A 12,596-nucleotide genomic window follows, 5' to 3' on the forward strand; every position below is an offset into this window, starting at 1 on the left:
ATCTCGCTGGAAATCCCGGTGAGCACCAGGGGACGCCCTGTCTGCTCTTGTGAAGGACACGCTAGAAAAGAGGGGAGTGCGGTCAAACGGCACAACTGCCGGTCACGGTGACGGCACTATTACCCACAGGTCGGCGGTAGGGCCTTCCCCACCTTCGATCCGGGGGAGTACTCCAGTGTTCGATGTGGAGCCCCACGGAACCCTCTAATCCATGGTGGACAAGGGATCCAGGACAGTACTGCATCGCCCGCTGATGATCTTGGCGGCGGCGATGGCGGTGCTCGGGGTGATCGCGCTCGGAGGTCTTGTTTTCGACGATCGCAGCCTCGTCAACGCGCCCATTTGGCTCAAGCCGCTCAAGTTCACGATTTCCGTGGGGCTCTACGCGGTGACTCTCGCCTGGCTGATCGGGCAGCTGACCCGGGGCAAACGGCTCGGGTGGTGGCTCGGGACCGTGTTCGCGGTCGGCCTCGGCCTGGACATGGCGCTGCTGTTCTGGCAGATCGCCGTCCGCGGCCGGACGCTCCACTTCAACCAGGAGACCCCGGTCGACCAGTGGATCAACAACATGGTCGCGAACGGTGCTTTCACCGGCTGGGCCGCGACGGCGGCGATCGCCGTTCTCCTGCTGTTCCAACGTCTTCCCGACCGGGCGATGAACTCCGCGTTACGCGCGGGTGCCGCGCTGTCCGTCGCCGGCATCGGGATCGCGCTGCTGATGTTCGGCCCGAACGAGCAGCAGATGGCCCAGTTCCGCTCCGGTGAACGACCGTCGATCGTCGGCGCCCACGCCGTCGGTGTGCCCGACGGTGGCCCGGGGCTGCCGGTGCTGGGCTGGAGCACGGTGGGCGGGGACATGCGGATCCCGCATTTCTTCGGGATCCACGCGATCCAGGTGCTTCCCCTGGTCGCTTTCGGACTGCTCAAGCTCGCCCGGCGTTATCCCGTGCTGGAATCGGACTTCGTGCGGCGGAATCTGGTCCGGACCGCTTCGGCGGGCTTCGCGGGGCTGCTGGTGCTGCTCACCTGGCAGGCTCAGCGGGGGCAGTCCATCGTGCATCCCGACTTCTGGACACTGGTGGCGGGCGCCGGGATCATCGCCGTCGTGGCCGCCGGATCGGCCCTTTCGCTCCGGACGCCGCGGCCGATGCACCAGCTGACGTGATCTTCACCGTATCCCCGCGAAATCCACTCGGGACTTTCTCTGGAATCGGATAACTTTCGAGCCGATGAAGGGGGTAAGCGTGCATGGAACGCGGACTAATCGGCGGTTTTCGGGCAGACACGCGGGCGTGGTGCTCACCGCCGCGGCGGCGCTGATCGGCGGGGTGGCGTGTTCGTCGCCGGAGTCTTCCGGGACTTCGGGGGCGGCGGGGACTTCGGGGGCATCTGGGGCGTCTGACGCGGACAAGCCGGCGGCGCCGGAGACGTTCGGCCCGGCGGGCTATCGCGGGCTGACTCTGGGGATGGCCAAGGACGCCGCGCTGACGGGCGGCAAGCTCGCCTCGGCGCCGACGTCCAATTTGGATGGTTGTACCGACTTCTCCTACACCGGCGGCCCGGCACCCGACCCAGCGCGGATGAAGGCGGAGGCCGATGTCGAGGCCAAGGCCAAGGACCTGAACAAGAAGGCCGACGAGCTCGAAGCGGATCCGGAGCCGAAACCGGGCGCGTCCGCGGAGGGAAGCGCCGAGGCGGCGGAGAAATCCGCCAAGGACGCGCAACTGTTCGCCGATGCCGCTCTCGCGTCCGCCGATCTGGCGGGCAAGCGGGAAGAGCGTGACAAGGCCTTCGTGGCCGCGGGCGGCGCCTCGTTCGGCAAGGACGGGCTGCGTGAACTCGCCGCGCCTTCGGACGCGAAGACGGCCGAAGGGATCGGCGCTGGTTCGTCGTTGGCCGAACTGAAGACGGCCTACGACGCCAAGGGGATGAAGGCCGGCAGCAACGGCCGGTTCCAGGTGCCCGTCGACGGGAAACCGGACTGGATCTACGAGTTCACCGTCAACGGGGAGAAGGTCGGCTCGGTGTCGATGATCAACCCGAAGTCGAAGTGCTCCTGAGCCAAGGGTTTCTGGGCGGAATTTCGAGGTAAGGGAAGGGGCCGTTCGGGTTCGAACGGCCCCTTCCCTCACTGCCGGACTCTGTGATCAGACTCCCGCGGTGGTCCGGATCCAGCTGCGGCTCGCCGCAACGCTGGCGTAGTTCTGGGTGCCCTGCGGGTTCGTGCCGGAGTTGCTGCCGGTCGAGCAGACGCCGACCTGGACACCGCCCGAGAGCTGCGGGCCGCCCGAGTCGCCGTGCCATGCCGAACCGTTGACGCCGACGCTGGCGATGGCCTGGCCGCCATAGGCGTCGCTGCTGGTTCCGGTGATGCGGACGTTGGCCGTCTTCAGGACGCTCGACGGCGGGTTGTTGCCCTGCGTGCGACCCCAGCCGTAGATCTGGTTGGTGGTGCCGTTGGCCGGGTTCGCGGTGCCGAGCTTCATGTACGTGGTGCTGACCGCGGTCTTGAGGTGCAGCAGCGCGATGTCCCCGCTGGGGGCCGCCTTCTGCTGGTCGACCTCGGCGTTCGTGCCCTGGTTGAGGTTGACGTTCCCGACCTTCACGTGCATGCCGGGGGCATTGAGGCAGTGCTTCGCGGTGAGGACCCACTGCGGCGCGATGATCGTGCCGGAGCAGTTGAAGCCGCCGTACGCGGTCGCGTCGTTCCAGTAGATCTGGGCGCCCCATGGCGCGGAACTCACGGTGCCGCCGCCGATGATGTCCTGGCCCGCGTTCGCGGCAGGGGTGGCGGCAACGGTCAGCGCCGCGGCGGCGCCGGCCACCGCTGCGACGATCTTGGACATACGCATGAATACGCCCTTCGGCCTGCGTCGGGGAGTTCGTTTCGACTTGAAACGGTTTCACCAAGTTATGCGGCGGTAAGGGTTTCTGTAACCTACCGAAGTCGGTAAGCGGTGCGAGGAAAGTATTGGGCCGTCCGGGTGGGATAGTCGGGTGTGGACATCGATGACCGGCTGGCCGACGTCAGGTTCCGGCCTGCCGTGTACGGGATCTCGACGCTTCGGGACGCTTGCGTGTTCTTGTACGGGTTCAACGCGGCGTCGGAGAACCGTGTTCTGCGCGGATTTCAGGAATGGGTGGATCCGGGGCCTTTGGTGTGGGCGTCCGTTGTATCCGGTTTGCTGGAAAGGCGTGACCCGTCGTTCTCCGGTCTCGATGACGCGTCACAGGTGGCCGCGCTGTTCGATCTGGTCGCGGAGTTCCGCGCGGAGCGCGGTGATCCACTGCCCGCCCCGCCGTCGCCCCGGCGTGATCGCGCGGCGACCCGGGTGATCGTCCTGAACGGTGGGTCCAGTTCGGGTAAGTCGGCGATCGCCCGGAGTCTGCAGACGGTGCTGCCGGAACCTTGGCTCACCCTGGGTGTCGACACCTTGATCGACGCCATGCCCGCGTCGGTGGACGAGGGTATCGACTTCGCTGCCGATGGCGGGGTGAGCGTCGGATCCGGTTTCCGGAGGCTCGAAGACGCGTGGATGACCGGTGTCGCGGCGATGGCCAGGGCGGGAGCCCGGGTCATCATCGACGACGTGTTCCTCGGTGGGGCGGCGTCACAACAGCGCTGGCGTGCTGGGCTGGACGGTGCTGGGTTGGACGGGCTCGACGTGCTGTGGGTCGGGGTCCGGTGCGACGGTGCTGTGGCCGCGGCGAGGGAGGCCGCGCGTGGGGATCGGGTCGTGGGGATGGCGGAGACACAGGCCGAAGTCGTGCATCGAGGTGTGGTTTACGACCTCGAAGTGGATACGGGCGTGAAGGATGCCCTGGACTGTGCCCGTGAGATCGCCGCGCGGATCAAGTGACCTTCCGAGGCTTCGAAAGGCGCGCTTCTGTGGCCTCGGACCGATGCGGGGTGCTGACCGCCGTGACCGGGTGCAGGCGGTTCCCCGCTGTGTTCAGGCCGCCGGCTCGTCTTCTTCCGGTTCGGTGCGGGGTTCGTGGAGTGGTTCGGGTGCCGTGGTGTAGGTGTGCCCGCTGGGCGTGGTGATGATCATGCCGCCGTTGCCGGTGGGTTCGGCCGACCATCCGGGTTCTTCTTTGAGCAGGTTGTGGATCTTGCAGTAGCCGTGGCCGTTGTGGTGATTGGTCCTGCCGTCGCGAGCCCAGGCGATGATGTGGTCGATCTCGGAGAACTCGGCGGGACGATGGCAGCCGGGATGGGTGCATTCCCGGTCCCGTGCCTTGATCAGCCGGGCGAGCGAGGCAGGGAACCGATAGGTCTCCGCGCCCGCTTCGAGCACCTGCCCGGTGGCGGGGTCGGTGATCAACCGGGACCACGTCGATTTCGGGTTCGACGCGATCTCGCGGACGAGCCAGTCGGGGATGGGCCCGTAGCCGGCGAGGAACGCGGGGTCCTTGCGGGCGCCGGTCAAGGTCAGGAGGTCCACGTAGACGTGGATATGCGGGCGCGGCTTGCCGCGGCCGTCTTCGGCGAGCAGGCGTTCGGCGAAGACGTCGGCGCGGTGCTGATCGAGGGTGCGGGACTTGTCCGTCCTCCGCCGTGACTGTGCGGCACGGCTCATCGAGGCATAGATCGAGCCGGCGACCTCGGCGGGGAGGTGACCGGAGAGAGTGGACATGGTCTCGTCCTCGTGTTTCAGCGAAACGCGCCGCAGGGCACGTTTCTTCGCCGCTCTCTCCCGATAACCGTCGGGATCGAACTTCTGCACCGCGTAGTTCACCGATCCGCGGATCGCCGCGGGATCGCGCTCGGCCAGACGTTTGGCCATGAACTCGTCCACCTGCGCGGCGACCTCGTCCGACACGTCCCTGGTCAACTGGGTGACCTTCGACGCCTTGAACAAGTCGATCTCGCCTTTGTCCAGCGCTGCCAACGTGTTCGGCAACCGGGATACCAAGGCGCAAGAGATCTCCAGCAGGAGGAACGCGCGATTACGGGAGACCGAGAAGCGCAACGCGACTTCCTCGGTCGCCGATCTTTGCGAGCCGCCCACGGCGGCGAAATCGGCCAACGCGCGCACCTGGCGACCCTGCGTGCCTCGAAGCGAAACCTCTTCGGCGAACGCGGCGTCCAGAAAACGAGCGGTTTTCAGGTTATGAACAAGAGTTTGGGTCATGGCCGCGACTGTACTCGAACATGAGTTCGATCACCACTGATTTCATGATCGGGTTTTATGTGAAGAGTGAAAGGGAATCTGTGGACAGTGGCCGTGACGAATCCGGTCGAGTCGGCAGAGGTGGGAAAATCAGCCTCGGTGTCACAGTTTTCGCGAAAACTCCAAGAATGCCAAGACTTCCAGGAAGTGACGGCCGAGTTTTCCTTTCAGTAAGCCAATTCGGGCGGGAGTCACGTAGCTGACACAGGGAAATGTGAACGTGTTTCAGTAAAACGCAGGGAAGCCATTAACCCCACGGCCGACCCGAGACCGCGGTGAAGACCAGACCTCGAGGATCGAGCTTCCCGGTCGACGACGGCAAGGCACAGATCGTCTTCGAGCGCGCGACCTGACCGAGACCCGCCGCCGACTCGCGTCTGTACTGATCGCCTTTTCCCTCCGACGTCCCGGAGACAAGTCGAGCCGCCGTCACTCAGGTGTACGAGCCGGCCGCTCCTAGACCTAAATGGCCCCTATTTGGGTCCTGGAACCCGGTGTAGCGTCGTTACGGCATCGTGAGGTCGCGTAACGACCTGGCCCCAGTCGAAGCGGGACCTCGGACGGGTCAACGGGATTCGAGGAGAGCACTCCTGTCAGCGGGCACGACATGACCTTCCCAGAGGTCACACGTTCTCCCGCGTTCTGACGGGTGCGGACACCCGGCGACATCGGGCGTGGGCTATTCCTGATTGGCGACTTCCAGTGCCGGCCACAGAACGAGAAGCATGCATCGCCGAAGCCACCGCCGACCTGGCGAACCGCGCCGCGGATTTCGACGCACTCGACCTGCTTCACGATCTGACGTATCACGCGAACGTCCTGCTGCGGGTACAAAGCGCCGGCACCACCGTGGTGGATGATCGCGGCCAGGTGCACTACGCCACCGCGTCCGACGAGCGGTGCCGAGGGCTGGAAGAGGTCCAGGTCGAGCTCGGCGAGGGGCCTTGCCTGGACATCGCCCGCACCAACGCGGTCCTTCCGCCGATCGGGTTCTGCGCGGGTAGCCCGGGCGAGGAACACTGGCCGCGCTTCGCCCCGCATGCCCGCGAGGCGGGTGTGGTCGCCATCGCGGCGGTGCCGTTGCGCACCAGCGACACCACGGTGGGCGCGCTGAACCTGGTGAACACCGGGAAGCCGGTGATACCCGTGACGGATCTGCGCATCGCCCAGGCCTTCACGGAGGCGGCGATGGGCTGCTTCGCGCACTACCACCGCGTGAACGGCCTGAAACAGGTCGTCAGCCAGCTCGAGGGAGCGCTGCACAGCCGGGTTGCGATCGAACAGGCCAAGGGAGTGCTGTCCGAACGGTTCCACATCCCGCTGGACGAAGCGTTCGCACGCCTGCGCGGATACGCCCGCAGCCGGAGCCTGAAACTAAGAGCCCTGGCGAACGACGTCGCCCACGGCCGAGGTCCCTCCGAGCTGCATCTTCAGCGATGACGGAACGCCGCTCAGTCCTCCACGGGTTTCGTCCAGGCGACCTGGACCAGTCCGGTCCCGTGACGCCGTGAGACCAGGACACCCCGTCCCGCGGGCTGCGGTCCGGGTTTGACGTCTCCGAGCAGCGCGCCCTCGTCCCGAGAGCCGGACATCACGAGACCGGGTGAACCCAGCTCGCGAATCCGCTGCAGCACCGGTTCGAACAGCGAACGCCCGGCGCCGCCGCTCCCGCGCGCGATGACGAGGTGGAGCCCGATGTCCCGCGCTTGCGGCAGGAATTCCAGCAAGGGCAGCAACGGATTCCGGCCGACGGTCGCGACCATTTCGTAGTCGTCGACGAGCACGAACAGATCCGGCCCCCGCCACCACGACCGGTTCCGCAGCTGCTCGGGCGTGACCTCCGAACCGGGAAGCCGGTTCCGCATCGCCTGCTGGCACTGTTCGATCAGCCCGGTCAACGCGGTTTCGGAACCCGCGTAGCCGAGCAAATGCGACTCCGGCACCGCGCCCAGCATTCCGCGCCGGTAGTCGGCGACCACGATCGCCGCTTCCTCCGGCGAGTACTTCGTGGTGATGCCGTGCGCGATCGCGCGCAAGAGCGAGCTCTTGCCGGATTCCACGTCGCCGAAGGCCACGAAATGCGGTTCGGTGGCGAAGTCGAGGTGCACCGGGCGCAGATTCGATTCCGCGATGCCGAGCGTGACCTGCTTGCGCGGTCCGGCCTCCAGCGAATCCAGCGGCACCTCGGCGGGGAGCAGGCGCACGGCGGGCGCGGGGCTTCCCTTCCAGGCCGCGGAGATCCGCCGGTTCAGGTCCAGGCCACCGGCGCCGACCGTATCCGGCCGCTGGTCCGAATCGATGCGCGGGAGCGCCGCGAGGAAGTGCAGCTTGTCCGCGGTCAGCCCGCGTCCCGGCCGGTCCGCCGGGACGTTCTGCGCGATCTTGCGGTCGATCAGCGAGTCCGCCGGTTCGCCCAGCCGCAGTTCGAACTTGGTGCCGATGGCGTCGCGCAACGGCGCCCGCATGCCCATCCACTGGTTGATCGAGACGACGACGTGGATGCCGAAACCGAGCCCGCGCGACGCCAGGCTGGTGATCTGTTCCTCCAGCTGTTCGTATTCCTGGCGGATCGTGGTCCAGTTGTCCACGAACAGGAAGACGTCGCCGAATTCGCGGCCCTCCGTGCTTTCGCGGAACTCCGAGCGCCGCTGGCGGAAGGTCGTGATCGACTCGATCCCGTTGGCGGAGAAGAACTCCTCGCGCTGTTCGAGCAAGGTCGTCAGTTCCGCCACCACCCGGCGGCAACGCTGGGCGTCGCGCCGCGTCGCGTAACCGGACACGTGCGGCAGCCCGGCGATCGGCGCCAGCGCGCCACCGCCCATGTCCAGCACGAACAGCTGGACCTCTTCCGGGGTGTGGGTGAGCGCGAGCATCGCGGCGATGTCACGCATCAGCGTGCTCTTGCCGCTCTGCGGCGCCCCGACGATCAGCGCGTGCCCGGCGGCGCCGGAGAAGTCGGCCCACAGCATGTCGCGACGCTGTTCGAAGGGCTTGTCGACCAGGGCGACCGGGATCATCAGCTTGCCGTTGCCGCCCCAGCCCAAGGGACACAAGCCCCGTGAAGCGTCTTCGCCGAGCGGCGGCAGCAACTGGTCGAGGGTGGGCGGTTCGGCCAGCGGCGGCAGCCAGATCTGGTGCGCCTCCGGGCCTTTGCCTTCGATCCGGGAGATCATCGCGCCGATGATCGTCTCGCCGGTGCCCTTCTCGACCGGTTCCTCCGCTTCGACGGTCACCGGGATCTCCACCGGCGCCAGCGTGAACGGCATCAGGCCGAGGCTCTGGCCGTCCTTGCGCACGATCTTGCTGCGCGGCGGCAGTTCTCCCGAGACGTACGCGGCCTTGAGCCGGATCAGAGTGTCGTTGTCGGACTTCAGATACGCCGAACCCGGCACGGGCGGAAGCTGGTAGGCGTCCGCGACCCCGAGCACCGCGCGGCTCTCCGAGGCGGAGAACGTCCGCAGGCCGATCCGGTACGACAGGTGCGAGTCCAGCCCGCGCAGCCGTCCTTCCTCCAGCCGTTGCGACGCCAGCAGCAGGTGGATCCCGAGACTCCGCCCCAGCCGCCCGATCGCGACGAAGAGGTCGATGAACTCCGGCCGCGAGGACAGCAGCTCGCTGAATTCGTCGATGATCACCAGCAGCGACGGCAACGGCCGCAGGTTGACGCCGGATTCCCTGGCCTTTTCGTAGTCCCGCACCGACGCGTAGTTCCCGGCGGCGTGCAGAAGCTCCTGACGCCGCAACAGTTCGCCGTTCAGCGCGTCCGCCATGCGGTCGACCAGCGCGAGATCGTCGGACAGGTTGGTGATGACGGCGCAGGTGTGCGGCAGCCCCGTCATGCCAGCGAACGTCGCGCCACCCTTGAAGTCGATCAGCGCGAGGTTGAGCTTCTCCGACGAATGCGTGACGGCGAGCGCGGTGACCAGCGTCCGCAGTAGTTCGCTCTTGCCGGACCCGGTCGCGCCGATGACCAGCCCGTGCGGGCCCATCCCGCCTTCCGCCGACTCCTTGAGGTCGAGATCGACCGGCCTGCCCTCGGGATTGATGCCCAGCGGGATCCGCAGCCGGTCCCGCGCCGAACGCGGCGCCCAGGTGACCGCGGTGTCGGTGTCGCGCGGATCACCGATGCCGAGCAGCCCGGCCAGCCCGAACGTCGCCGACATCGGCGCTTCGCTGACCACCGCGGCCCCTTGGAACAACGGCGTCAGCATCCGGGACAGCGCCTCGGCCGCCCCGCGGTCCAAGGTGTCCGGCGTCCCGAGGAACCCGAGCCGCTGCTCGGTCCCGTCGCCGACGACCATCCCGAGCTGCTCCGGGCTCATGTGCAGGCTCAGCAGCCGCTCGGTCGACACCGATCGCGGCTGCTCCGTGCCGATCTCCACCACTGTGACGCCGAGCCTGCCCTCTTCGGCGACGAGCCGGGCGTCGGCGAGCGTGTGCCCGCCGTCCACGATCACGACGACGTGCGGCAGATCCAGGCGGGAGTCCGGCCGCCGGGTGAACGCGGGCCGGTCGCCGAGGTCGGGACCGAGGAGGTCGGCGAGCTTCCCGGAGTCGGCGTCGACGAGCCGTCGCGGCCCGGCGGCGTCGGCCGCGGTGGAGGCGACGTGCGGCAGCCACTTCGCCCATTCCCAGTCGTGCAGCCGGTCGTTCTTGACACAGAGCGCTATCCGCAGGTCGCCGGGCGAATGGAAGGTGGCCAGCTGAGTCAGCAGTGCCCGCGCGGTACCGAGGGTGTCCGGCCGGCGCCCGGACAGGCTGACCTGCGCGAAGGACCGCAGCGAGATCGCGACCGGGAGCCCGTCGACCGTCGAGTAGGTCCGGATGAAGTGCTTGAGGTTCGTCGAGCACACCGGGTCGAGGTCTTCCAGCGGAACGGTTTGCGGCGCCCTCAACGGCGTCGCGAGCCGCTGCGGCCCCGTCCCGACGCGGACCTGCGCGAACTGCGAGTCGGACCGGCGGCGATCCCACAGCTTCCCCGTCTCGATGTACGCCCACAGATCCGCCGGGTCGGGCTGCAACGCCGCCATGGCCGCGCGCTGGTTGTCCGCGATCTCACGGACCTGGCCGCGCAAACCGGTGAGATACCGCTGGTAGTCCCGGCGCTCTTCGTTGATCTGCGCTTTCTTCTGCGCGCCGCCGCGCCCGAGCGACATCACCACCATGCCCACCATCGCGGTGAGGAACAACGCGCCGAAGATGTACGTCATCACCCCGCCGTCGCGTCCGATGTAGACGAACGACATGGCGCCCATGCCCAGCATCATCGGCATGAACATCAGCAGCTGCATGGCTCCGCCGGAGGAGCCCTTCGGCAGCATCGGCGGGGACTGCAGGACGATTTCACCGGGCTGCTCGCCCAGGGCCGGCAGGCGGTCGCGAGTGGCGCTCATCAGGGTCTTTCTGGCCGCTTGTGGGTAATCCTGCCGATCATTCTGGCCACTCGTGCCGCCGTTGCGGTGGGTACTTTTGCCGTCCGCTCACGTCTGGTGGCGAACTTACGCTGCTGGTCAACGCAGACGTGGGGGAACGAGAAAAGGAGAGCCATGGTCGGCACGGGCGAGTACCGGGCGGAGCCCGAGGCCATGCGCTCGGCGGTCGGGAACCTGGGCGGCATCATCATGCAGGGCATCAATGTCGTCGCCGACCTCGAACGCACCGTCCTGCAGCCGATGTCGTTCGCCACGTTCGGCAGCGCGGTGGCGGCGGCCAACACGGCCATGCAGAGCCAGCAGGTGGTCGCGGTCCGCACACTCCTGCAGCTGCTGCAGCAGATCAACGGCTTCATCAAGAGCAGTGCCGATGCCTACCAGGCCGCCGACGAGGCGGTCGCGGGCGGATACGGCGGCCGTCCCGGTGGCGGCGGTGCGGGATCGACGTCGTCGATCTGGGGGAACTCGCACGCGTCCGAACTGGCGACGCTGGCCATCAACGACAGCGCCGGCGCCAACGGCGAACCGTCGTCGGTCGGCAACGTGCTGCGCTATCTGGGGGACGCGCGGCTGGGACAGCTCGGCGACCACCCGATCACCGACACCCGCTTCCACGGCGTCTCGGACTTCAACGACTGGCTGGCCGGTGACGCCGACAACCAGGCGCGGGCCGGGGTCATCGAGGTCTACGCCGGTACGGCGCGCAACTTCGGTGACGTGCCCGGCGGGGTGCACAGCGGCGACGTCGTCGTGGTCGAACCGCTCCTGTTCTCCGACAGCAAGCCGATCATCGCCATCGCCGGAGAGGGCGGGCTGCTCTACAACCACGGAATCGTCGAAGCGGACATCAACGGCCTGGCGAAGGTCAGCGTCTACCGCCCGGCTTCCGTCTGACTTCCGGCCTGAGGAGCGACGACATGCTGACTTACCCCAATTCAAGCGCGATGGACGCGACAGCGGGCTCGGGCGGGCCGATCACCATCCTGCCGCAGATCCTCACCGGCCAGCCGGAGCAGATCGCGAAGCACGTGCTCGAGGTGCTCAAGAAGGCCAACGAGTTCCTCACCATGTACAACGAGGTGACGAAGGCCGCCGAGCAGCTGAAGAAGATCTGGTCCGGTGGCGCGTCGGACTCGGCGATGAAGAAGATCACCGATTCCCTGAACTCGCTGACCAAGATCATCCAGGTCGTGCAGAAGGGCGCCGAACTGCTCGGCATGGCCGGGACGCTGATCAAGACCGCGCAGACGGCCTACAAAGCGGTCGTCTCCGCGGTGAACCCGACGGTCGCGGGCCTGATGTCGAATCCGTGGACCTACGGCGCCGCCGTCGCGCTTTCCACCGCCACCAGCGCTTCGCTGCGCGCGTTCATCACCGCGATCGGCGCGCTGCTGAAGGCGCTCGGCGTGGTCGACCTCGCCAACCAGATCACCCAGATCGCCACCATCATCGGCGAGGTCCAGAAACTGTTCGGGCACAACGACGCCGGGGACAACGGCGCGGCGGGCAACTCGGCGGTCTCCGGCACCCCGATCACCAATCCGCAGGCGCCGGGTTCGGTCGCCAGCGGTTCGGGACAGGCCGCGATCGGCGGCACGGGAGGCGGTTCCGGTGGTGGTGCTTCCGGTGGCGGTACGACGCCGGGCGAGACGCCGCCGTTCACCCAGTACCGCCCGCCCGCGCTGGGCGGCAACGGCTCGCAGGGCAACTGGCCGGGCGGCGCCGACTCGTGGATCCCGGTGGACAGACCGGCGGGCGGCGGCGCGGGTTCCGGCTCGAACGGCGGAGCGCTTCCGGGCGCCGGTGCGGGCAACGGGAACACGGTCACCATCACGACCGACCTGAGCACCGGCAAGTCCACCGTGCAGGCGCCGGGCGGCCAGGACATCGATATCGACATCGACATGAACTACGGCGGCAAGCACTTCGAGCAGCACATCGACATCGACGCAGGAGCTGACTCACCGGCGAAGGGCAGGTAAACCGTGTC

The 12,596-nt window shown here is 67.5% G+C and carries 9 protein-coding genes; 6 read left to right on the forward strand and 3 right to left on the reverse strand.

Annotated elements, in window-relative coordinates:
* Nucleotides 1–211 precede the first annotated feature (211 nt).
* The gene (locus ACFWMR_RS19950) at nt 212–1,165 is read left to right on the forward strand and encodes a hypothetical protein (protein WP_093932734.1); all 954 of its coding nucleotides are present in this window, start codon (nt 212–214) and stop codon (nt 1,163–1,165) included.
* Between the two features lie 127 nt (nt 1,166–1,292).
* The gene (locus ACFWMR_RS19955; protein WP_378379415.1) at nt 1,293–2,060 is read left to right on the forward strand and encodes a hypothetical protein; all 768 of its coding nucleotides are present in this window, start codon (nt 1,293–1,295) and stop codon (nt 2,058–2,060) included.
* A gap of 87 nt (nt 2,061–2,147) precedes the next feature.
* Here ACFWMR_RS19955 and ACFWMR_RS19960 read toward each other — a convergent pair whose 3' ends face one another.
* On the reverse strand, nt 2,148–2,846 hold the full coding sequence (locus tag ACFWMR_RS19960) for a S1 family peptidase (protein WP_341866879.1): 699 nt from the start codon (nt 2,844–2,846) through the stop codon (nt 2,148–2,150).
* 153 nt (nt 2,847–2,999) lie between these two features.
* Here ACFWMR_RS19960 and cpt point away from each other — a divergent pair, with 153 nt between their 5' ends.
* On the forward strand, nt 3,000–3,860 hold the full coding sequence (gene cpt / locus ACFWMR_RS19965; protein WP_378379416.1) for a chloramphenicol phosphotransferase CPT: 861 nt from the start codon (nt 3,000–3,002) through the stop codon (nt 3,858–3,860).
* A gap of 93 nt (nt 3,861–3,953) precedes the next feature.
* On the opposite strand, the gene ACFWMR_RS19970 is transcribed toward cpt, so the two are convergent.
* Entirely contained in the window at nt 3,954–5,135 is a 1,182-nt protein-coding gene (locus tag ACFWMR_RS19970; RefSeq protein WP_378379417.1) for an HNH endonuclease signature motif containing protein, read from the reverse strand.
* A gap of 741 nt (nt 5,136–5,876) precedes the next feature.
* Between ACFWMR_RS19970 and ACFWMR_RS19975 the strand changes: the two genes are divergently transcribed.
* A complete protein-coding gene (locus ACFWMR_RS19975) occupies nt 5,877–6,614 on the forward strand; it encodes an ANTAR domain-containing protein (protein WP_378379418.1) in 738 nt (245 codons plus the stop codon).
* An 11-nt stretch (nt 6,615–6,625) separates the two neighbouring features.
* Here the strand turns inward: ACFWMR_RS19975 and eccCa are convergent, their stop codons facing one another.
* Nucleotides 6,626–10,567, reverse strand: coding sequence for a type VII secretion protein EccCa (eccCa, locus tag ACFWMR_RS19980; protein WP_378379419.1), 3,942 nt, complete (start codon nt 10,565–10,567; stop codon nt 6,626–6,628).
* A gap of 153 nt (nt 10,568–10,720) precedes the next feature.
* On the opposite strand from eccCa, the gene ACFWMR_RS19985 reads away from it, so the two are divergent.
* Nucleotides 10,721–11,500 (forward strand): WXG100 family type VII secretion target, encoded by a 780-nt coding sequence (locus ACFWMR_RS19985; RefSeq protein WP_093932732.1) that lies wholly within the window; start codon nt 10,721–10,723, stop codon nt 11,498–11,500.
* A 23-nt stretch (nt 11,501–11,523) separates the two neighbouring features.
* The gene (locus tag ACFWMR_RS19990) at nt 11,524–12,588 is read left to right on the forward strand and encodes a hypothetical protein (protein ID WP_378379420.1); all 1,065 of its coding nucleotides are present in this window, start codon (nt 11,524–11,526) and stop codon (nt 12,586–12,588) included.
* The last annotated feature ends 8 nt before the right edge of the window (nt 12,589–12,596 follow it).

Origin of the sequence: Amycolatopsis thailandensis (genome assembly GCF_042723255.1) — a bacterium.
Taxonomy (GTDB): Bacteria; Actinomycetota; Actinomycetes; order Mycobacteriales; family Pseudonocardiaceae; genus Amycolatopsis; species Amycolatopsis thailandensis.